Origin of the sequence: Lentzea fradiae, from assembly GCF_900100955.1 — a bacterium.
GTDB lineage: Bacteria > Actinomycetota > Actinomycetes > Mycobacteriales > Pseudonocardiaceae > Lentzea > Lentzea fradiae.
Map to the genome: position 1 here is coordinate 67,801 of NZ_FNCC01000012.1, position 20,593 is coordinate 88,393.

The window sequence follows — 20,593 nt, forward strand, 5'->3', positions numbered from 1 at the left end:
CCCTGGGAAGGTCGGAGAGAGGTCAGGACAGCGAGGCGATGAGGCTGGCCGGACGCAGGTCCGTCCAGTGCTCCTCCACGTACGCGAGGCAGGCGTCGCGGCCGTCCGGGCCGAAGGTCTGCGTCCAGCCCTCGGGCACGGGGATGCGCTGCGGCCACAGGGAGTGCTGGTTCTCCTCGTTGACCAGCACCAGGTACACGCCGTCGGCGTCCTCGAACGGGTTGGTGGACATGGCTCTTCTCCTCTGATGGGTTCAGGCGTCGTGCAGGTGCGCGACGCGGTGCAGGGCGGCGAGCAGGCTCGCCGAACCGGAAGGGCTGTCGCGGTCCACGACGGACCGCGGGATCGGCATGGCGCCGACGGACGACCAGCGCAGGCGGCCGGTGTCGTCGATGTGGCAGCGGGCGTGGCCCGCGTTGTCGGGGTGCAGGCAGTACGGCACGTCGAGCAGGCCCCGCCGGAACGCGGCGAGCAAGGCCGCGCCAGGGTCGCCCGGCAGGTCGAGCACCGCCTCGACGAGGGCCGTGGCCTCGGCGAGCACCCCGGTGTCCTCTGTGGACTCCTCGAACCCGGCCGCCTCCGCCGCCGCGGCGGCGCTCTCCAGTGCGTCCACGTTCTCGGCGACGGTCGGGATGCGGTGCGCCTCGGCCACGGTCTTGACGATCAGCCGCTCGGCACCCGCGCGGACGGCAAGCCGCGCAGCGTTGTCGTTCAGCAACCGCGCACCGGACGGTGTCCGCGGGTACACGCCCATGTAGGCGTAGACCACGACGTGCCAGTCCACATCGGACAGGAACCGGCCGGCGAGCGCGCGCAGGGCGCGGATCGCCTCGGCGTCCTGGCCGGGGCTGGTCTGCTGGGCGTAGCTCAGCGAGACGCTCCGCACACCGCAGTGGCGGAAGAACACCGCCTCCAGCACGCTGAGCGCCACCAGCAGGCTCGGCGGGCACAGCTGGCCCATCATGCAGCCGCCGAACGTCTCCAGGTGGCCGGAGAACCCCTCGCAGGCTTCGGTCCAGTGCCCGACCGAGTCCCGCAGCGGCTTGCGGCTGTACGGCAGGCAGTACGACACCGGGCCGCCCTCGGTCGCGTCCAGCCCCGCCGCGGCCAGCGCGCCGAAGATGGCGCGCGGGTCCGCCGAGCCGTGCCGCACCTGCACGGGCAGCCCCGCGAGCCCGTCCAGCACGGCCCGCGTGGTGTCCGGGTGGTGCGAGACGATCGGGTAGCCGTTGAGCCGGGCGCCGTCGCGCAACGCGGTCAGCGCCGCCCGGTGGTCGCCGACCCTGGTGTAGCTGTCGACGGTGAGGGTGCCCGCCGCGGTGGCGCGGGCGCCGAGCACCGCGAGCAGCCCGGCCCGCATCTGCCCCGGTGACGCCATCCCCATCCGGGGCTGCACCACCAGCCTGCCTTCCGCGGCGGCCCGCCCGACGAAGGCCGCGAACCCGGTCATGACGCTGTTCCCGCTGTGCGGCACAAAGCGTGGGAGGCGATGAACTCGCGGAACCGCGTGATGGCCGTGTCGTCGTCGAAGACCTCGGCGAACCCCGCTGCCCGCAGGGCGTCGGCCCGGTCGGGCTCGGGGCCACCGATGCCGAGCTTGCCGCCGATCACGACCGGCACGGCGGCGAGGCCCGGCCGGCTCCGCAGCTCCACGAGTGCGCGCGGCCCGTCCTGGTAGCCGTGGCCGTTGACCGTGCTGAGGACGACGAGGGCGGGCTGTTCGGCCTCGCACTCGTCGGCGAGCAGCGCGGGCGGCACGCACGCCCCGAGGTTGACCACCCGGTACCCGGTCTCCTCCAGCAGCAGCTGCAGGTAGACGAGGTTCCAGGTGTGCGAGTCCGACGCGGTGCCGGACAGCAGGACGAGGTTGTTCATGGCGGGTCAGGCTTTCTCGAAGACGGGAGCCGCGTCGGCGGCGCCGGGGAACCAGACGTCCTCGCCGCTCAGCGCGGCGGGCGTGTACTTGCCCAGTGCGCTCGTGAGCAGCTGGACCTCGAAGGCGAGGCACTCGACGAGCCGGCGCAGGCCGTGCTCGGGATCGGCGTCCACGGCGGTGAGCGCGGCGCGCCCGAGCCCGACGGCGGTGGCGCCGAGCGCGAGTGCCTTGACCGCGCGCACGCCCTCCCAGACGCGTCCCGTGGCGAGCAGGCAGCCCGCCGGAGAACCGATGCGCCGCAGGCACTCCGCGAGCGGCAGGCCGACGTGGTCGAGGAACGCGCGTGGCGCCCACCCGGTGCCGCCCTCGGCGCCGTCCACGGTCACCGCGTCCGCGCCCGCCTCCCAGGCGCAGGCCGCCGCCCGCGCCACGTCGCGGCCGGGGTGCAGCTTCACCCAGATCCGCGCCCGCGGGAAGTTGTTGCGCATGAACCGGATCTGCTGGCGCAGGATCTCGTCGGTGAACGTGCCGGGACTGCCGGAGCGCAGCACTCCCGGCCCCCGCGACCACAGGTCGTCGAGGGCGAACTGCTCGGACACCCGTGCCGCCGTCGCGCGGTCCAGCACGGTCAGGCCGCCCAGCCCGGGTTTCGCGCCCTGGCCCACCTTGAGCTCGAACCCGAGCCTTCCGCCCGCCAGCAGCGGTTCCGCGGCCGGGTCGCTGTAGACGAGGTTCCACACCTCGGCGTCGGCGTCCTCGGTGCTCTGCTGCACCACGACGCCACCCAGCGACGGGTCCGCCGCGTCGAGGTAGGCGCGGAGGCGAGCCAGCATGCCGGTGGTGGCGGACGGGTCGCGCCGGTACCCGGTGACGGGCACGACGTTCTCGCCGATCACCATCGGGATGCCCAGCGCGCCCGCCTGCCTGCTCGCCGCGACCGACACCTCGGAGCTGCCGATCCGGGTGGACCCGAACGCGGACAGGAACACCGGCAGCGCCGAGGAGAACCCGCCGACCGCGGTCCTCAGGTCCACATCGGACTGCAACGGCTCGCGGCCGAGGTCGATGAGCTTCTCCAGCCGCAGCGGCATGAACACCGGCGGCACCAGCCTGGCCGCGTCGAGCTCGTCTCGCGGTGGGTGCGGGCCGGAGACGTCCTGGCCGAACACCTCGTGGCCGTAGGTCTCCACGGGCGGGAACGCCTCCGCGGCACCGCCCAGCGCCCTCGCGCGCACCTGCTCCTCGGGGAAGCCGCCCGCTCTCACGGCGCCACCTCGCCGGGCACCTTCGGGTAGGCGTTGACCTGCCACACCGCGTCCAGGCCGGTGAGGAAGCGGGTGAGCCGCTCCAGGCCCATGCCGAACCCGGCGCTGCGCGGCACGCCCTGGCGCATGACGTCGAGGTACCAGCGGTACTTCGCGGGGTTCTCCCCCGTCTCGCGCATCCGCGTCACGATCGTGGCGTAGTCGGACTCGCGCTCGCTGCCGCTCACCAGCTCGCCGTAGCCCTCGGGCGCGAGCAGGTCGAAGTTGCGCAGCCGGCCCGGTTCGGTGGTGCTCTCCCGGTCGTAGAACCCGCGCGAGCCTTTCGGGTAGTCGGTGACGAAGAACGGGCGGTCCTTCTTGGAGGACAGCAGTTCCTCGCCCGTCCACTCGATCTCCGCGTCCGGGCTCTGCGCGTAGCCGAGGCCGTGCAGCGCCTCGACCGCCTCGCGGTGGGTCAGCACGTCGAACGGGCCGGACAGCAGCCAGGCGAACGCCAGCGGGTCCCTGGCGAGGAGCTCGAACTGCTCGGGCACCGCCGCCAGCGCGTGCCGCACGACGTGGGTCAGCAGCCGTTCCGCCACTCCCATCGCGTCGGCGCGGGTGCCGTGCGCGATCTCCACGTCGATCTGGTGGAACTCCGCGAGGTGGCGGCGGGTGTTGCAGGTCTCGACCGGTTCGGCGCGCACGTTCGGCGCGATGTAGAAGATCTTGTCGAACGCCAGCAGCGACGCCTGCTTGTAGAGGATGCCGCTCGTCATGACCTTGTACCTGTGGCCGTAGTAGTCGACGTCGAGCTGCTTGGACCCCCGTGCGCCGGGGTCGGTCACCGGGCCGATCACGGGCGGCAGCAGCTCGACGAAACCCTCGCCGCGCAGGAAGTCCCGCGCGGCGCCGAGCACCTCCTGCTGGATGCGCATCGCGGCCCTGGTGGTGTCCGAGCCCAGGTGCTCGGACAGCGGGGGCGGCGTCCTGCGGGCGGCCTGCTCGGTCACGACGCTCGTTGCGTGTTCCATGTTCTCTTTCCCACCCTCGGTCTTCGGTCGGACGGTCAGCTGCCGGACGCGGGGACGACCACGCGTCGCCAGCCACCGGGGTCGGGCAGGACGCCGCGCTGGGTGTCGACCAGCGCCTGGCGCAGCTCGCGGGTGACCGGTCCGGCGGTGCCGTCGCCGACCACCCAGTCGCCGTCGCGGTCCTTCACGGTGCCGACGGGTGTGACCACGGCCGCCGTGCCGCAGGCGAAGACCTCGGTGATGAGCCCCGCCGCGCACTCCTCACGCCACTGGTCGACGGAGATCCGCTCCTCGCGGACCGTGTGACCGAGGCGGTCCGCCAGCACGAGCAGCGACTCGCGGGTGACGCCGGGCAGCAGCGTCCCGGTCAGTCCCGGCGTGACGACCTCGGTGCCGGAAGCCGTGCGGCGCACGAAGAACAGGTTCATGCCGCCCATCTCCTCGACCCAGCGGTGCTCGGCGGCGTCGAGCCACACGACCTGCTGGCACCCGGCCTGGCGGGCGAGGTTCTGCGCGACGAACGACGGCCCGTAGTTCGCGGCGCACTTGACGTCGCCGGTGCCGCCGAGCACCGCGCGGCTGTGCTCACGGCTGACCAGCACCGACACCGGCGTCAGCTCCTGGTCGCCGAAGAAGCCGCCCGCCACGAACGCCATCAGCAGGAACCGGTACTCGTCGGACGGGCGCAACATCAGGTTCGGGTCCGTCGCGAACATCAACGGCCGCAGGTAGAGGCTGATCGACGGGTCGTCCGGCAGCCCGGCGCCGTCGATCAGCACCAGGTCGTCGACCGCGGACAGGAAGTCCTCGACCGGCAGCTCCGGCATCGCGAGCCTGCGGGCGGAGCTCTGGAACCGCAGGGCGTTGCGGTCGGGACGGAACACCGACACCGAGCCGTCGGGACCGCGGTGGGCCTTGAGGCCCTCGAAGATGACCTGGGCGTAGTGCAGGCCGATCGTCGCGGGGTGCAGCGGCAACGGCTCCAGCGGGCCGACGCGGCGGTCGTGCCAGCCGTCGACGGCGTTCCAGGAGAGGCTGACCATGTGGTCGGTGAAAGCGTCGCCGTGGCCGGGGTTGCCGGTGACGGGCGAGCTCAGCTGCGTGGTCATCAGGAGTTCCTTTCGTCCGGGATCCGCAGGTCCCGCACGTGTGGGCGGGAAAAGGCGTAGAGCAGCAGGGCCAGGAAGCCGCCGGCGAAGAGCAGGGCGGCGATGCCGAGGCCGAGAACCTGGGCCAGGAAGCCGAAACCGACCATCGTCGCCGGTGTCAGCGCGTCGTCGGTGAGTGTGAGCACGGAGCCGACCCGGCCGATGTACTCCTCGTCGACCACGGCCTGGAAAGCGCCGGAGAGCATCGGCGACGCCAGGCCCGCGACGACGCCGACCGCGACCATCCCGCCGAGCGTCGCCGCGTAGCCCGCGTTCCCGACGAGAGCGAGCGACGCGGCCTGGACGAACAGCAGCAGCACGGCGGCGCGCAGCGGCCGTCCCGGGCGCCACTTCAACGCGATGAGGGTGCCCACCGCGGCACCACCGCCCATCGCGGCGGTCAGCCAGCCGAGCCCCACCCCGCCCCAGCCCCGCTGCACGGCGTGCAGGGCGAGCCCGACCGCGACCACCGGACTGACGAAGACGTTGAGACCCGACAACGTGATCACGAGGTCCCGCACCTTCGGCGTGCGCCGCAGGTACGCCAGCCCGTCGCCGATGTCGGCGCGCACCGTGCCGCCGGTCGAGCGCGCCAGCGCCCACCTCGGCCGGACCGCGACCAGCACCACGAGCACCACCGCGAACGACACGAGGTCGAGCAGCATCGCGCCGCCCAGTCCCCACGCCACCAGCACGAGGCCGCCCAGCGGCGCGCCGAGCACCCCCGCGAGCCGGTCGAGCAGCTGCCGCAACGCCGACAGCCGCACCAGCTCGGTCCTGCGCACCAGCTGCCGGGGGAACGCCCCCGCCGCCGGCCCGTAGAACGCGTCCGCCACCCCGAACAGCAGCCCCACGACCATCAGCAGGCCCGCGGAGACGCCGGTCGCGGCGAGCGCGGTCAACGCTCCGGCCAGCACGACGATCCTGGCCACGTCGGCGCCGATCATCATGCGGCGCGCGTCGAAGCGGTCGGTGAGCGCGCCACCGACGATCGTCAGCAGGGCCCGCGGGATGGTGGCGCAGGCGAGGACCAGTCCGGCCAGCCCGGCGTTGCCGAGCTGCGCGGCGGTGAACGCGAGGGCGACGTACCAGATCTCGTCGCCGACCGACGAGACACCGGTGGCGAACGCCCAGCCCAGCGCGCGGCGGTCGCGCCACAGCGTCTTCGGGGCCTCGGCCGGCGCGGTGTCCACCGGGGGAACCGCGGTCACCGGAGGGTCCCGGCGGGCACGGGCGGTCGACAACTGGTGGCGGACATCATTCCTCCGAGGCGTTTCCGGCTGTCGCTGGCGGGACGACACCAATCTCGGACAGGCCGCTATCTCGGCGGCATCCCGGAGCAATCCACTCGGGACAACGCACCGGAAACACGCTCGGCCATCCCGATCCGACCGCCATGAGCTGCGGTTATCTCGTCCGCTATCGCGGCGGGAGTGGAACCGGCACCCGAGATAGCGGCGGGATTGTCAGCGAGATAGGGACGGGATTACCGCGGTCAATAACGTTTTTCACATCAGCCGGAAACAGCCGCTGAAATCCCCGCCCCGAAACGCAAGGAGATCGTCATGACGCACGCCGCCTTCACCCGGATCGCCACCTTCGCCGCCGGCACCGCCCTCGTGCTGGGGCTGGGCGCGGCGGTCGCACAGGCCGCTCCGGCGTACATCGCCGCGGACAGCAACCCGTGGAACTCGGTGCAGGACGACAGCAACCCGTGGAACGGCGGCCAGGACGACAGCAACCCGTGGAACGGTGTTCCCGCCTCCAGCAACCCCTGGAACTGAGGGCGAGCCCGCGTGGGGTCACAGCAGCGTGCGCTGATGCCCCGCCCCGAGACAGGTCAGCGTCTCCTCCGCCGCCACCCGCTCCCGCTCCATCCCGCGGTCGCCGAAGATCCGCGCCGCGTGCGACACGAGCTCCGACGCCCGGCTCGACTCGCCGAGACGGGCGAGCACCGGCGCCAGGTCCACCCGGATCGCCGCAGCGCCGACGTGGTCCATGATCCGTTCCCGTGCCGCCAGCGCCTGCTCGAAGTACGCCCGCGCATCGCCGTCGTGGCCCAGCAGGGCGCTCACCTCGCCGAGGTTGCGCAGCAGGTGCCCCTCCCCGATCACGTCGCGGCTCTCCCGCACCATGCCCAGCACCCGCGTGAACGTGGTCAGCGCGTCGTCGTGCCGTCCCGCCCGCACCTGGACCTGACCGATCCGGCGCAACGCGTGCGGCATGCCGTTGCGGTAGCCGACCCCCTCGAAGATCATGATCGCTTCGTGCAGCTGCGCCGTGGCCTCGTCGACGAGGCCGCGCCGGCACAGCACCTCGGTCCGGTGGGTCAGCACGATGCCCCTGCCGACGATGTCCTTGGCCCGGTCGAGGTCGTGCATCGCGGCTGCGTAGAGGGCGAGCGCCCCGTCGTCGTCGCCCGCCCAGCGCGCGAGCAGGCCGAGGTCGCGGCGGCAGAGCGCGAGGCCGCGCGGGTCGTCCAGCTCCTCGAACGTCGCCAGCGCCGCCGTCAGCGCCTCGCGCGCGCGGCCGGTCTGGCCCCGGTTGATGTGCAACGTGCCCAGTGAGCTCAGCAGCGCCGCCGTGCCGCGGACGTTCCCGGCGGCTTTGGTGGCCTGCAACGCCTTCTCGTGCGTCTTCTCCCAGTCGTCCAGGTAGCCGTGCGACTCGAACAGCGTCACGGCCGTGACGGCCAGGTCCCAGCACGCCTCGTCGAACCCGGCCTCGGCGGCCTGGCTGATGGCCTCGCACAGGTTGGCCTGCTCGCCGTCGAACCACTCCAGCGGGTCGGCCGTCACCTGCTCGACGTACGTCGACGGCGGCAGCCAGCGCAGCGCGGTGCCGTGCAGCACGGCGTAGTCACCGCCGTACACCGAGCGGTGGGCCTGCTCCGCGAGCGCCAGCCACCCGCCGAGGACGCGTTCCACGGCACGCCGCCGCATGTCCGGCGGCACCTCGGCGTTCAGCTTCTCCAGCGCGAAGAGCCGGACCATGTCCTGGTAGCGGTAGCGGAACTCGCCGCTGCGCTCGACCGTGGTCACGTCGAGCATCTGCACGTCCACCAACGGTTCCAGCAGATCCGACGGATAACGGGAGTCGTCGTCGAGCACCGCGCCCGCGACCCAGCCCGGCAGGTCGGGGCCCTCGGCGAGACCGAGCAGGCCGAAGAGGGTGCGCGAGCGCTGGTCCATTCCGTTGTGGGTCAGCGACAGGCTCGCGCGGATGGTCATCTCGCCGTGCGCGAGCTCGTCGAGCCGGTGCCGTTCGCTCGCGAGGCGGTGCACCATCGAGGCGAGCGACCAGTGCGGCCGCGCGGCGAGCCTGGCCGCGATGATGCGCAGCGCCAGCGGCAGCCCGCCGACCGTGCGCACGAGCGCGACGGCCGCCTCGAGCTCGCGCGACACCCGTTCCGCGCCGATGATCCGGCCCAGCAGGTCCAGTGACTGGCTCTGGTCGAACACCTCGACCTCGACCTGGCGCGCGCCCGGCACGCCCGTGAGCCGCGACCGGCTCGTCACCAGCACGGCGCACGTGTTGCTGCCCGGCAGCAGCGGGAGCACCTGGCTCTCGGTGGACGCGTCGTCGAGCACCACGAGCGTGTGCCGTTCGGCCATGAGCGTCCGGTACATCTCGACACGTTCGTCCAGGCCCACCGGGATGACCGGGCCGGGGATGCCCAGCGCGAGCAGGAACCGCCCCAGCACGTCGGCCGCGGCGGCCGGTTCCTCGCGCGTGCCGCGCAGGTCGCAGTAGAGCTGGCCGTCGGGGAACCGGTCGGCCACGCGGTGGCCGATGTGGGCGGCGACGGTGGTCTTGCCGCTGCCCGGTCTGCCGATCATCACCACGACGCCCACGGCCGTCCGGTCGCCGCCTGCCAGCACCGCCTCGGCGGTGCGGATGAGGGTCTCGTTGCCGATGAAGTCGGCGGTGTCGGCGGGCAGCTGGCGCGGGCGTTCGAAGGCCGGCGCGGGCGTGGCGGCCGACCGGCTCGGTTCGGGCTGGGCCAGCGCGGCGTCGCCGGAGAGGATCGCCGACTCCAGCAGCCGCAACCGTTCCCCCGGTTCGAGACCGAGCTCCTCGACCAGCAGGTGCCGTCCCGTCCGGTACGCCTCCAGCGCCTCCGCCTGCCTGCCCGCGCGGTGCAGCGCGAGCATCAGCACCGCGCGCAGCCGTTCGCGCATCGAGTGTTCGTGGACGAGACGGGTGACCTCGCCGATGATCTGGTGGTGGCGGCCGAGCTCGAGCTCCAGCTCGAGGTAGTCCTCGGTGGCGGTCAGCAGGTCCTCGTCCAGCCGTGCCGCCCGGCTGCGCAACGCGGGGTTCGACAGCCCGCTCAGGCAGGGACCGCGCCACAACGCGACGGCGGACCGCAGCATCGTCACCGCGTCGGCCGCGCGGCCCTCCCTGACGAGCACCCTGGCCTCGGCGAGCTTGCCGGAGAAGACGTGCATGTCGAGCGTGTTCTCGCCCAGCAACAGCTGGTAGCCCGGCATTCGCGTGACGATCGGCAGGTCCACGCCCGCGTCGGCCAGTTTCTTGCGCAGCCGGGACACGCAGATCTGCACCTGGGTGCGCGCGGTTTCCGGCGGAAGCTGGTCCCACAGCGTGTCGACGATCTGGTCCGTGCTGACGACCTGGTTGGCCTCCATCAGCAGCAGGGCGAGCACCACCTGCTGACGACCCGGGGTCACCCACACCGGCCCCGACGGCCCCTCGATCTCGATGGGCCCGAGAATCCGGAACACCGAATCACCGGGCCTGCGCAGCACGGCACTCACATCCGTCGCCCTCCCACAAGCATCCCCCAGCGACCGACATCTTCACTATGCACGGCTGCATGTACTTGTACATCCGGCGGATGCTCGATCATTCCGGCGTTTGGAAGCACCACCGGCCGGGACAGCGCCGGGAAAGCGCCGGGATAGGCAGAGGTTATCGGCAGCTGAAAGCCTGGGTATCGCATTCTGAGCACTCAGAAGGAGTTCGCCATGACCGGAGACGGCCGGCGCACGCCCCCCAGCGCGGCGGCAGTGGCCGCCGGCGTGGACCACGTCCGCCTGTCCTACGCGTACCTGGACGAGGGCGACCTGGACGCCTACGCATCCCTGCTGCACGAGGACATGCAGGTCCGCACCCCGGGCGGGCCACCGGGCCGCGGCAGGGACGACGCGCTGCGCCTGGCGGTCACGACCAGGGGCACGCACGAACTGTTCAAGGTGATCGGCGACGGCCACTGCGTGGTGGCGGTGGGCCGCTACACCGCACCCCGCCACGAACCGGGCAGGTTCGACTTCGCCGACTTCTTCACCCTCTCCGACGACTCGCTGCTGCTGAGCCGGCGGCGGTTCTACTACCTGCCGCCACCGGATTCCGGCGCGGACATCGCGGGCCCGTGATCGCGTCCGGCCTTCCGTTCGCGTGGGCGGACGACGAGACCGCTACCGGTCTCACGGACGCGAACCTCAGCAGGGCCACACCCCGCCGAGGACGGCGGCCTGGCCAGGGGTGTGCGTGGCGTCCGGCGCGATCCGTAGGATCCCGTGCCCGGAACAGTCGGCCCGGCGATCAGAACTGGCCGCCCACTGACAGTTCACCGACAGCAGCCACTTCACCAGAGAGTCCGAGAAGGACTTCGGCCGCACACCCACCGACTATGCCCGCTCGATCGGCCCTGACCCGGCAGTGCCTTGCCCACTTAGGACTGCCGGGTTGGTCAGGCTGTACGCGCGAGAGGCGAGGCGATGACTACGTTCACCAACGGATTTTGAGGAAGCCCGGATAGTCGGGGAAGAGCCGCTTCATGGCGTCCGAGACGCACCGCATCACGATGTTGTCGCTGTTCCCTGTGGTATCGACGAAGTTCTTGACGTTCCGCTCCTCCCCGCCGAGGTCGGCTCCGCGTTCCGCGAGGCATTGTGCGGTGGCGTCCCGGAGGGACGGTTCCATCACCTGCGTTCTGGCCTCCACGTAGACCGGTTCGATCTGCGAGACGAAAGACGAGTCGCACCCGTCGAGGTTCTTGTTCCAGGTGTCGGGGTCCCCCGTGGGATGCAGGTCGTACAGGAGCGTGAGGCCGTCGATCGGGCTGAGCACCGGGTCGGTCACGTCGTAGTCGAACTTCCGCATGCAGGACACGAAGCCGTCTATGGCTGTGCGGTACTCGGTCTCGGTGACCACGCCGTCGTCGAGGGCCCAGGACTGTGCGGCCGGATAGGCGGGTTCGGCTGGCTGCTCCACAGCGGGTGTGGAGCAGCCTGCCGCGAGCGCTGATACGAGCACGCACGCGACTGTGTTGCGCATCGTCAGCTGTAGGTCACGTTGCAGTCGAGGCAACCCCAGTGCATGCCGGAGCCGAAGCCGGCGGAGTCGGTGCGCTGGGTGTACGCGCTGTCCCTGTTGCCGTTCACCCTCGGCCAGGTGTAGCCGTCGCTGGCACGCAGACCTGCGCCCAGCGTGCCGGAGCAGTTGCCGCTCACACGCGTGGTCTGCGCCCAAGCACTCGTGTTGCTGTACCGGCCGCTGGCCACGTGGTTCACCCCGCAACTGCGGGAGACGTCCCGGTTGTTCCCGATGGCTTGCGCGGACTGCACCGGCACCAACGCGAACGCGCTGAACAACGCGGTCGTCGCGACGGCGAGGCGGAGCACAGGACGCGGCTGCGTCCGTCTGGCTACCATGGCATTCCTCCCCAATGTGTGCGGTCCGAAGACACTTCGTCACCGGCCCCTACCGCACGGACGAAGTCTCATCTCCGGTGTGAGACCCCGCAATGCTTTTGCCCCGAGCGAAAACAGGCCAACTAGGACTGCAGGGTCCGACGTCCTCGTGATCGAGTTCGCCACAGCCCGGCGAGCCACCTTTCCGCACTGAAGTCCGATTTGGACAGACAAGTGGCCTCGACGGGAAGCAGGTTGTTGCGTTCCCTAGAGACCAATACCGACGAGTAGGACAACGCGATGTGCGAGGAGGTTGAGCAGGGCCTGCGCCTGGAGCAAGAAAGAATGCCTTGGAGTTTTGCCAACAAAATTCTTATCGGAACGCTCACGCAGCTTCGCTCTGAAGTACTACAGTTCCACCTCTATCTGCCCAGCAGCGGAACGATCCGCCGCTCCGCTTCACCCCGCAGGACCTCATGGACGACTTCCGGAACATCGTCCATGGACGACCTCGTCACACCGATCGCCTGCAGCCCCTTGTGCTTGTTCAGCGCCGTGGCACCCGATCCGGTCTCGATCATCCACACCTGGAAGAACTCGATGTGCGCTCGCGTCACCCCGCACGGGTCGTCAGCGGCGTCGTCGGCGTCCGGGTCGGGCGAGTACTCGGCGAGGTACCGAGCGAACTGGGCGGCGGCGAGTAGATAGTTGTAGCGAGTGGTCTCCGGATGGCTGGCCGAGCGCAGAGTGCGGTCCCAGTCGCGGAGATATCCGGCCCACGTCTTCGAGAGACCGAAAGTGATCTTGTCGAGGTCGAGAAGGGGCATTTGAAAGCCCTCCGAGTAAAGGGGTCGATGAGCGGCGTGCTCGACCTGGCAGAACTCGGAAAGATCACAGAAAGAGGGCCTTCGCAGTATCCGAACTGCGAGAACCCTCTTGGCCGTCGGGACGACAGGATTCGAAGCTGCGACCCCTTGACTCCAGGGTAGGCCGAAACAAAAATTGCCCTGCAAATATTTCGAACCGGCAGTTCACGACGGCGCAGTTGGACGCACTTGAGCGCAGCTCGATCCTGTTGCCACGCCTTGACTTCTCCCAATTTCCTCCACGGCAGATACGTGTCAATTGCTGCATGCATCGAACGCCTACGCGTGAACCAAGTGACCAAAATCGTCCCCGCGCAACACGGCCGCAGCACTCGACACGCCGCGTCAGCAGGTCGGGCCGACGCATGTCGGAGCGGACCACTCCGGAAGGTCTCCATCACCGACCGCGGTCGACATTGGCCTGCGCGCAGCGGGTTATGCACCGAGACAGCGGGTACCTGCCGGTTTGGCGAGTGGCCCGCCGTTGCATCGGTCGGTGCCCACCGAAGTGACGGTCGAAGGAGACGCCGTGCGTGCGATGGTCTACCGAGGTCCCTACAAGGTCCGTGTGGAGGAGAAGGCCCCGCCGGTCGTCGAACACCCGAACGACGCGATCGTGCGGGTCACGATGGCTGCGATCTGCGGCTCCGACCTGCACCTCTACCACGGCATGATGCCTGACACCCGCGTGGGCATGACGTTCGGGCACGAGTTCATCGGCGTGGTCGAGGAGGTCGGGCCCGCGGTGCGCAACCTCGTTCCCGGCGACCGCGTGATGATGCCGTTCAACATCTTCTGCGGAACGTGCTGGTTCTGCGCACGTGGCCTGTACGCCAACTGCCACAACGTCAATCCCAACGCCACGGCCGTCGGCGGGATCTACGGCTACTCCCACACCTGCGGCGGCTACGACGGCGGCCAGGCCGAGTACGTCCGGGTGCCGTTCGCCGACGTGGGGCCAACCGTCATCCCGGAGTGGATGGACGACGAGGACGCCGTCCTGCTCACCGACGCGCTGGCCACCGGTTACTTCGGAGCGCAGCTCGGCGACATCGTCGAGGGTGACGTGGTGGTGGTCTTCGGCGCCGGGCCGGTCGGCCTGTTCGCGGCGAAGTCGGCCTGGCTGATGGGCGCCGGCCGCGTCGTCGTCGTCGACCACCTCGAGTACCGCCTGGCCAAGGCCCGCACGTTCGCCCACGCCGAGACCGTGAACTTCACCGAGTGCGACGACATCGTGGTGCACATGAAGAAGATCACCGACCATCTCGGCGCGGACGTCGCGATCGACGCCGTGGGCGCGGAGGCGGACGGCAACTTCACCCAGCACGTCACCGCGGCCAAGCTGAAGCTCCAGGGCGGCTCCCCGGTAGCGCTCAACTGGGCCATCGACTCGGTCCGCAAGGGCGGCACGATCTCGGTGATGGGCGCCTACGGCCCCATGTTCAGCGCGGTGAAGTTCGGCGACGCCATGAACAAGGGCTTGACGCTGCGGATGAACCAGTGCCACGTCAAGCGGCAGTGGCCGCGACTGTTCGAGCACATCCGCAACGGCTACCTCAAGCCCAGCGACATCGTCACCCACCGCATCCCGCTGGAGCACATCGCCGAGGGCTACCACATGTTCTCGGCCAAGCTGGACGGCTGCATCAAGCCGCTGATCGTGCCCAACGCCGTCTGAAGGAGACGACCGCCATGACCTACACGTCGGACAAGCCGGCGCTGCCCGAGTCCGCCGACCAGCTGCGGGCCCGGATACCGGGCTGGGGCGCGGACCTGGATCCGAAGGACCGCCCGTCGGTGCCGAAGCTGCAGTGGCAGGAGGACCGGACCGGCGCGCACTGGGACTTCCCGGACCGCCAACCGGAGAAGTGGCCACGGGAACGCTCGATCGAGCACAAGTTCCTCACCCCCGTCTTCGGCACCTCCTGCCCGCCCAAAGGGGCGTCCGGAATGATCCGCCGACTCGCCTACCGGAAGTTCAGCGAGGGACGGGCCGCGCACTGGCTGCTGCTGCTGGCAGCCGACCGGGTGGACGCGTGGGAGAGCCACCTGAGCTCCTTCCTGACGGCCCGGCCGGACAACCCGGTCACCGAGACGGGAGTGCTGAGCGAGTTCTCCCGACACGGCATCTCCTCCCGCGTCGGCCAGAAGCGGTCCGACGTCAAGCACCAGGTCCTGGACCCGGTCATCGTGGCCGGCCCGTGGGTGCTGGCCGTCGCGGTCGCGGTCACCGCGGTGCGGAAACTGCTCCGCCGCTCGTAGACGAGCACGTCCTCGGTGTCGGCCCGAGCGAAGTGGTTCGGGGCCGCGATGGCGCCTGTCACCGGCGCGGCCCCAGGTTTCTTGAACGGCTTCCATCGGGGACCCTGGGGTAGCGATCACCGCGGCGGAGGGCGCCGGGCGGTCTCGTGTGCGAGCGCACGCGGCAGGCGTCCGTGTGTTCTCCCCGCGCATGCGGGGATGGTCCCAACTGGGAGCGCATCGCGCTCGTGTTGCCGAGGTTCTCCCCGCCGCACGCAAGGATCCCTCCACCAGCTCACCCGACGCATACTTTGCGGCGTTCTCCTCGCGCACGCGGAAGGCCCCCAGCCAAGCCGAACGCGGACAGGATGCCCTCGTTCTCCCATGGAGCGGGAGTGGCTCGTCCGTGTCACCGCGGAGAAGTCCGATCGCGTGCGGAGCGTGGCAGGACCGCCTCGACGACGTATCCCAACAGATCGTTGGCGCTGCGGACCTGCGGTGATCGTCGGTTATCCTGCTCCCGTGCTCACCCATACCGATCCAGAGCGCCTGTCGGCGGTCCGCCGCTACCACATCCTGGACGCGCCCGCCGACGGCAGTTTCGACAACGTCGCCCGCGTGGCCGCAGGGGTCTTCGGCACGCCGATCGCAACCGTGACGATCGTGGACGTCGACCGGGTGTGGTTCGCGGCCTGCCACGGTCTGTCGGGCGTCAGCCAGATCGGTACCGACCCTGGCCTGTGCGCCTCGGCCGTGTTGCAGGACGAGGCGTACGTGGTGAACGACGCCGCGATCGACCCCCGCACCCTCGACCACCCGCTGGTGCGCGGCGAGCTGGGCCTGCGCTTCTACGCCGCCGCCCCGATCATCACCGGCGACGGGCACCGACTGGGCACGGTCAACGTGATCGACCGCGAACCCCGCGACATCACCGACTCCCAAATGGCAACGCTCACCGCGCTGGCCGGGATCGTCGCCGACCAGCTGGAGCTGCGCCTGGCCGCCATCCAAGCGGTGCGCGCGGAACGCGGCCTGGACCAGATTCCCGGCCAGCGCTCCACCGCGTCGGCGAAGCTGGCGGGCCAACTGCGGCACCTCGCGGCCGGCCACCTCGACGGCGAGCATCCTCTGGTGTGCGAACTCGGCTTGTCGGGCCCGTGCGACAAGCCCGTGGAGGTCAAGGTCGCCGACCCGTGGGGCGACTCGGCGTGGGCGTGCATCCACCACGCGGAGAACGTCATCATCACCGAGCGGTCCACGTTCATCGCCGACCAGAACCTCAACGGGCTGGCGCGCTACCTGCGGTCCGCCCAGCGCAGCACCGACAATCCGGCGGACACGCCCCAATAGGGCCTTGAGGATGTCGGCACTCGCACTTTCACCGGTCAGCGTGCACTGAGCCCGGACGGGCAGGTGATCTCGTGTAAGCCGATGGGACTGCCACAGTGCGTCCCCTCGGCGTCGCCAAATCGCCCGACTCGAGCGGCACCCGGCCTGCGACTGAAACATGTGCCCAATCACCTGGGATCAGTGGCGCAACGATCGGCCGAGCAACACCCCGCGCGGTCCGTTCGAGTCCACAACCACCACCCAGCTGAGATCACGTTTATGAGCTTCCGAAGTGAATTCAAGGTCATCGACTGGCGCCAGGCCGGATTTCTGCGGACCGAAACCCCTCCGACGTGGCCCCGATCCGCGTATTGTGGCGACAACACAAGCAAGTCGTGGTTTCGAAATTAATATGTGTCCATTGTGTTTCATCCACCCAGGCTTCAGATTGGGAGACATTGGTTGGTGAGGTGCAGTTCGATGCTCAGCATCGGCAAGCAGCCTGGGGAAACGAATTTCCCGTCCGAGATGCCGAGGAAATGCTTGTCGGGTGTCCCGGCACGGTTGAGGACGAGGAAGTTCGGTGTCGGTCGACAGGGTGATGAGACCAGTTCCGTGTTGAAGTCGCCGGGGCGGATACCGGTGCCGGTGCGTTCCCACATGATCTGATTTGAAGAGTCCAATGGGCAGGTGGTGGTGTGGACACCGGTACGTGCCCTCACCCGGCAACGTGGCACGAACGAAAACACCAACGGCCTACTGCGAGAGTACTTTCCCAAAGAACCGATCTCTTCCGCTAGAACGCCGACGACCTCGCCGCGGTTGCCACGGTCAGGTCGAAGTCTCTCGCGACCTGTGCGATCGAGCGGTCACCACGCCGGCACTGCCCTCCTGTCGCGATGATCTTGCCACCGTCGGTCTCGATCTCGACGAGGTGCTTGACGCCCTCGCGGATGATCGTGGCGACGACCTCCCGTGGCCCCGACTCGCCGGTTCCAGGGTCTGCGGCGAGCACGAGGTCACCGACCTCGACCTCATCAATCCGCTTGATCGAGCGGTCCGCCATCGACACCTGTGTCTCGCCGGCGAAGCTGTTGCCGCCACAGGCCGCTCGAATCCGAGTTGCAGCCTAGTCACACCGCCTGCAGCCACGCCGAGGATTTCCCCGCCTAATCCTCCCAGCGCTGCGAATTCGCACAACCCCTCCAGTTGTCCCGGCAGAAGCGCCGCCGATACCGGCGGGATCCTTGGCGAAATGAATCCGCGCCATCTGGCAGACCTTACGCCCGAAACACGCATACTCGCCGTCGCCCATGCCGTTGTCCCAGAACTGCCAGCCGTACATGGCGGACATGTAGCGCGTGGACCAAACGCCGATCAAACGATCCGCATTGATGGGCTCGACCCTGAAGCAGCCGTGAAGCTGCTGCACGAGCTTCACGACCGTCGCCGGTCGGGTCGAGTTCCGAGGCGAAAAAAGCGCACACGGCTTTGAGGACCTCGTTGGCGCACTTGAGTTTCGCGTTCTCCCGCCGCAGGCGGCGCAGCTCCTCCGACTCACTGGCTGCTGTCCGTGTGCGGTCTGCCCGCAGTTCACATCCACCGCACGCAGGCCGGGCGGCGGTGCGCCGGAGGGAGGCCGGCGCACCGCCACGATCATTCGGCGGGCCGGGCCGCCGACGTTACCCGCAGCGCGCGCAACGTCGGCACCATCCCGCCGGCCAGGGCGATTGCCACACACGCCACCACCACGACCATGAGCTGCAGGAAGGGCACGCCGATGACAGCTTCGGCGCCGGTCGACGCCAGCCCTCGCCACACGCCGACGATGGTGATGGCGGCGACGAGCAGGCCCAGCACCACGCCGACCAGGACGACGGCCATGATCTCGCCCAGCATCACGCCGGTGATCTGCCTGCCCGTGGCGCCGACGCGGCGCATCAGCCTGATTTCCTCCGTCCGCTCGCCCATCGACATGGCGAGGGTGTTCGCGATGGAGATCCCCGTGTAGAGGATGGCCATGCCGAACAGGAGCGCGATCGCGATCAGGTTGTCCTGCTGCGCGTTCTGGGACTGGCTCGACAGCCACTCCTCCGCCGTCACCACGGTCACGCCCGCGAGTCCGGCCAACGCGTCGCGCACGTCGCCCGCGTCGGCGCCCTGCGCCAGGGTCACGTAGACCTCGCTGATCAACGGGTCGTGCACGTGGCCGCGGGCGATGTCCGGTGACAGCACGATGTCCGGCAGGCCCGCGTCGGCGGCCAGGACCGCGGCCACGGTGACCTCGGCCGCGGTGCCGTCGCCCAGGTACACCGTCGCGCGCTGGCCCGCGGTCCAGTCGAGCAGGCCCGACGCCTCGCGGGTCAGGACGACGGAGGCTCCGGTGAACTGCTCCAGCGAACCCGACGCCGGTGCCACCTTGAACACCGTGCCGAGCGTCCTGGGGTCGGCGACGCCCATGGTCACCTGGTCCGGTTCACCGAGGTTCGGTGCCCAGCCGTTCGTCTTCACCACACCCGCCACGCCCTCGACACCGGACACGGACCGCATCTTGTCGACGGTGTCCTGCGGCAGGCCCGCCCCGCTCTCCGCCGTCACGACGAACTGCGCGGACAGGTGAGCACGTGCGTCCGCCGCCGCCGTCGCGCTGGTCGTGGCGATCACGCCGAGCATCGACGAGCCGATCGCCACGGTGATGAGGATCGGGGCGGCCAGCGCGGCGACCCGGCGCGGGGCCGAACGGCTGTTGGCGCCCGCGAGCAGGCCCGTCACGTCCGTCCACGCCGACAGCGGCCTGGCCAGCAGCCACACCAGCGGCGGCACGAAGAGCGGTGCCAGCGCGGCGAGTGCGATGACCAGCACCTCGGTCAGGACGATCGCGAACACCACCGATGCCTCGCCGCCGACGCGTGCCATCAGCAGCATCATCAGCAGCGCGAGGCCGAAGAACCCGAGGCCGATCAGCCACCGGCCGCGGGTCATCACGCCCTGCTCGACATCGGCCTCCCGCAACGCTTCCACAGGCGCGACCCTGCCCGCCTGACGGGACGCGGCGAACACGCCGAGCACCGACACACCCACTCCCACGAGGAAGGCGATCATCAACGCCAGTGGCGCGACCGGTGCGCTGAAGCCGGGCGGCGCGATGCCGAAGCTCACGGTGAGCCCGGCCAGCACCTGCCCGCCGATGGCACCGAGGACGCATCCGGCCAGCGACGCCACCACGCCGACGATGGCCGACTCGCCGATCATCATCCGCTGCACCTGCTTCGGCGTGGCGCCGACCGTGCGCAGCAACGCGAGCTCGCGCCTGCGTTGCGCCACGACGAACGCGAACGTGCTCGCGACAACGAAGACGGACACGAACGCCGAGATGAGCGCGGTGATCGCCAGGAAGGAACCAGAGTCGGTGACGGCGCGGGTGTAGTCGCCGACCGTCGCGGGATCGAGCCTGTCCACGCCCGTCACGACCACCAGGGACGGATCCGCGACGGCCTGGCGCACCTGCTCGGCCAGCACCTCGGGCGCGGTGCCCGCCTCGCCGAACACGCCGAGCGCGTCCACCTGGTCGCCCGCACCAGAGAGCTCAGCCGCCGTCTGGTCGGTGAAGAACACCGCGGTGTCGGTGAACCGCCCGTCCCCACCAGGTCCCTTCGCGACGCCGGCGACCTTCACCTCGCGGACGCCGCCGAGTGTGATGACCTCGGTGCGGTCACCGGGTTCGAGGCCCTGCGCCTGCGCGGTGCCCTCGTCCAGCACCACCTCGTCGCGCGCACGGGGTTCGGTGCCGGCGGTCAGCCGGTACGGCGCGAGCGCGGCGCTCGACCACCCGTGCCCCGCCCGCGTGCCGTCCGCTCCCCCGACCAGAGTCGCCGAGAAGGTGCGGTCCGCCAGGACGGAACCGACACCCGGCACAGCGTCCACCTTGGACGCGATGCCGGCGGGAATCCGGCGCGGCTCCAGCAGGAGCGGCGCGTAGTCGTACGTGGTGTCGCCGTCGTCGGTCGGGATGTGCGCGCGCTGCTGGGCGCGCACGACGACCGACGTCGCCTCGAACCGCCCCGCGCCGATCTGGTCGCGCACGAGCGATGCGTCCCTGGTGGCGAGCAACATCTGACCGGTCGCCGCCAGCATCGTCACGCCGAGCACGACCACGACGATCAGGCCGGTGAACAGCTTCCAGCGTGTTCGCACCGACA

18 protein-coding genes and 1 pseudogene are annotated in these 20,593 nt (G+C 70.1%); 5 read left to right on the plus strand and 14 right to left on the minus strand.

All coding sequences use genetic code 11. From position 1 onward, the window contains the following. Positions 1-22: 22 nt before the first annotated feature. Genes BLT23_RS27515 through BLT23_RS27545 form a run of 7 tightly spaced genes read right to left on the minus strand, consistent with a single transcriptional unit; the run spans position 23 to position 6,513 of the window. On the minus strand, positions 23-232 hold the full coding sequence (locus tag BLT23_RS27515; RefSeq protein ID WP_090053983.1) for an MbtH family protein: 210 nt from the start codon (positions 230-232) through the stop codon (positions 23-25). A 21-nt stretch (positions 233-253) separates the two neighbouring features. Next, positions 254-1,450: a methylaspartate mutase gene (locus BLT23_RS27520; RefSeq protein ID WP_090053985.1), complete on the minus strand. Its 1,197-nt coding sequence runs from the start codon at positions 1,448-1,450 to the stop codon at positions 254-256. Continuing rightward, a complete protein-coding gene (locus BLT23_RS27525; RefSeq protein ID WP_090053986.1) occupies positions 1,447-1,875 on the minus strand; it encodes a cobalamin B12-binding domain-containing protein in 429 nt (142 codons plus the stop codon). Before BLT23_RS27525 ends, BLT23_RS27520 begins: the two co-directional genes overlap by 4 nt. A 6-nt stretch (positions 1,876-1,881) precedes the next feature. Continuing rightward, positions 1,882-3,141 carry a glutamate synthase-related protein gene (locus BLT23_RS27530; RefSeq protein ID WP_090053989.1) on the minus strand — a complete coding sequence of 420 codons (1,260 nt, stop codon included), beginning with the start codon at positions 3,139-3,141 and terminating at the stop codon, positions 1,882-1,884. Next, on the minus strand, positions 3,138-4,154 hold the full coding sequence (locus tag BLT23_RS27535) for an asparagine synthetase A (protein ID WP_090053991.1): 1,017 nt from the start codon (positions 4,152-4,154) through the stop codon (positions 3,138-3,140). Before BLT23_RS27535 ends, BLT23_RS27530 begins: the two co-directional genes overlap by 4 nt. 35 nt (positions 4,155-4,189) lie before the next feature. Further along, positions 4,190-5,263 carry a branched-chain amino acid aminotransferase gene (locus BLT23_RS27540; protein WP_090053993.1) on the minus strand — a complete coding sequence of 358 codons (1,074 nt, stop codon included), beginning with the start codon at positions 5,261-5,263 and terminating at the stop codon, positions 4,190-4,192. Beyond that, complete coding sequence (locus BLT23_RS27545; protein ID WP_176946947.1) at positions 5,263-6,513, minus strand: MFS transporter; 1,251 nt, start codon at positions 6,511-6,513, stop codon at positions 5,263-5,265. Before BLT23_RS27545 ends, BLT23_RS27540 begins: the two co-directional genes overlap by 1 nt. A gap of 354 nt (positions 6,514-6,867) precedes the next feature. On the opposite strand from BLT23_RS27545, the gene BLT23_RS27550 reads away from it, so the two are divergent. Further along, positions 6,868-7,086 carry a hypothetical protein gene (locus BLT23_RS27550; protein ID WP_090053998.1) on the plus strand — a complete coding sequence of 73 codons (219 nt, stop codon included), beginning with the start codon at positions 6,868-6,870 and terminating at the stop codon, positions 7,084-7,086. Between the two features lie 18 nt (positions 7,087-7,104). Here the strand turns inward: BLT23_RS27550 and BLT23_RS27555 are convergent, their stop codons facing one another. Beyond that, complete coding sequence (locus BLT23_RS27555) at positions 7,105-10,080, minus strand: AfsR/SARP family transcriptional regulator (protein ID WP_245744241.1); 2,976 nt, start codon at positions 10,078-10,080, stop codon at positions 7,105-7,107. 210 nt (positions 10,081-10,290) lie between these two features. Between BLT23_RS27555 and BLT23_RS27560 the strand changes: the two genes are divergently transcribed. After that, complete coding sequence (locus BLT23_RS27560; protein WP_090054000.1) at positions 10,291-10,698, plus strand: nuclear transport factor 2 family protein; 408 nt, start codon at positions 10,291-10,293, stop codon at positions 10,696-10,698. A 355-nt stretch (positions 10,699-11,053) separates the two neighbouring features. Here BLT23_RS27560 and BLT23_RS27565 read toward each other — a convergent pair whose 3' ends face one another. The 3 genes from BLT23_RS27565 to BLT23_RS27575 form a co-directional block, all read right to left on the minus strand. Then, positions 11,054-11,479, minus strand: coding sequence for a hypothetical protein (locus tag BLT23_RS27565; protein WP_143036065.1), 426 nt, complete (start codon positions 11,477-11,479; stop codon positions 11,054-11,056). Positions 11,480-11,604: 125 nt separating this feature from the next. Continuing rightward, on the minus strand, positions 11,605-11,979 hold the full coding sequence (locus tag BLT23_RS27570) for a hypothetical protein (protein ID WP_143036066.1): 375 nt from the start codon (positions 11,977-11,979) through the stop codon (positions 11,605-11,607). A gap of 401 nt (positions 11,980-12,380) precedes the next feature. Further along, a complete protein-coding gene (locus BLT23_RS27575) occupies positions 12,381-12,785 on the minus strand; it encodes a phage integrase N-terminal SAM-like domain-containing protein (RefSeq protein ID WP_245744243.1) in 405 nt (134 codons plus the stop codon). Between the two features lie 577 nt (positions 12,786-13,362). On the opposite strand from BLT23_RS27575, the gene BLT23_RS27580 reads away from it, so the two are divergent. The 3 genes from BLT23_RS27580 (at position 13,363) to BLT23_RS27590 (ending at position 16,415) form a co-directional block, all read left to right on the plus strand. Beyond that, the gene (locus BLT23_RS27580) at positions 13,363-14,502 is read left to right on the plus strand and encodes a zinc-dependent alcohol dehydrogenase (RefSeq protein WP_245744271.1); all 1,140 of its coding nucleotides are present in this window, start codon (positions 13,363-13,365) and stop codon (positions 14,500-14,502) included. Between the two features lie 14 nt (positions 14,503-14,516). Then, on the plus strand, positions 14,517-15,086 hold the full coding sequence (locus tag BLT23_RS27585; RefSeq protein WP_090054007.1) for a hypothetical protein: 570 nt from the start codon (positions 14,517-14,519) through the stop codon (positions 15,084-15,086). A gap of 501 nt (positions 15,087-15,587) precedes the next feature. Next, positions 15,588-16,415: a GAF domain-containing protein gene (locus BLT23_RS27590; RefSeq protein WP_218133912.1), complete on the plus strand. Its 828-nt coding sequence runs from the start codon at positions 15,588-15,590 to the stop codon at positions 16,413-16,415. A gap of 422 nt (positions 16,416-16,837) precedes the next feature. Here the strand turns inward: BLT23_RS27590 and BLT23_RS40220 are convergent, their stop codons facing one another. From BLT23_RS40220 to BLT23_RS27600, 3 genes and pseudogenes are all read right to left on the minus strand, one after another. Further along, positions 16,838-17,056: a hypothetical protein gene (locus BLT23_RS40220; RefSeq protein ID WP_143036067.1), complete on the minus strand. Its 219-nt coding sequence runs from the start codon at positions 17,054-17,056 to the stop codon at positions 16,838-16,840. 248 nt (positions 17,057-17,304) lie between these two features. Beyond that, positions 17,305-17,511, minus strand: a pseudogene (locus tag BLT23_RS42310) (Hint domain-containing protein); the annotation flags it as partial. A gap of 539 nt (positions 17,512-18,050) precedes the next feature. Next, the gene (locus BLT23_RS27600) at positions 18,051-20,588 is read right to left on the minus strand and encodes an ABC transporter permease (protein ID WP_143036068.1); all 2,538 of its coding nucleotides are present in this window, start codon (positions 20,586-20,588) and stop codon (positions 18,051-18,053) included. Positions 20,589-20,593: the final 5 nt, after the last annotated feature.

What these genes read in the sequence shown, in the direction of transcription:
- BLT23_RS27515 (WP_090053983.1), bottom strand. Translation starts at nt 232, where the DNA reads ATGTCCACCAACCCGTTCGAGGACGCCGACGGCGTGTACCTGGTGCTG.
- BLT23_RS27520 (WP_090053985.1), bottom strand. Translation starts at nt 1,450, where the DNA reads ATGACCGGGTTCGCGGCCTTCGTCGGGCGGGCCGCCGCGGAAGGCAGG.
- BLT23_RS27525 (WP_090053986.1), bottom strand. Translation starts at nt 1,875, where the DNA reads ATGAACAACCTCGTCCTGCTGTCCGGCACCGCGTCGGACTCGCACACC.
- BLT23_RS27535 (WP_090053991.1), bottom strand. Translation starts at nt 4,154, where the DNA reads ATGGAACACGCAACGAGCGTCGTGACCGAGCAGGCCGCCCGCAGGACG.
- BLT23_RS27540 (WP_090053993.1), bottom strand. Translation starts at nt 5,263, where the DNA reads ATGACCACGCAGCTGAGCTCGCCCGTCACCGGCAACCCCGGCCACGGC.
- BLT23_RS27550 (WP_090053998.1), top strand. Translation starts at nt 6,868, where the DNA reads ATGACGCACGCCGCCTTCACCCGGATCGCCACCTTCGCCGCCGGCACC.
- BLT23_RS27560 (WP_090054000.1), top strand. Translation starts at nt 10,291, where the DNA reads ATGACCGGAGACGGCCGGCGCACGCCCCCCAGCGCGGCGGCAGTGGCC.
- BLT23_RS27570 (WP_143036066.1), bottom strand. Translation starts at nt 11,979, where the DNA reads ATGGTAGCCAGACGGACGCAGCCGCGTCCTGTGCTCCGCCTCGCCGTC.
- BLT23_RS27575 (WP_245744243.1), bottom strand. Translation starts at nt 12,785, where the DNA reads ATGCCCCTTCTCGACCTCGACAAGATCACTTTCGGTCTCTCGAAGACG.
- BLT23_RS27580 (WP_245744271.1), top strand. Translation starts at nt 13,363, where the DNA reads ATGGTCTACCGAGGTCCCTACAAGGTCCGTGTGGAGGAGAAGGCCCCG.
- BLT23_RS27585 (WP_090054007.1), top strand. Translation starts at nt 14,517, where the DNA reads ATGACCTACACGTCGGACAAGCCGGCGCTGCCCGAGTCCGCCGACCAG.
- BLT23_RS40220 (WP_143036067.1), bottom strand. Translation starts at nt 17,056, where the DNA reads ATGTGGGAACGCACCGGCACCGGTATCCGCCCCGGCGACTTCAACACG.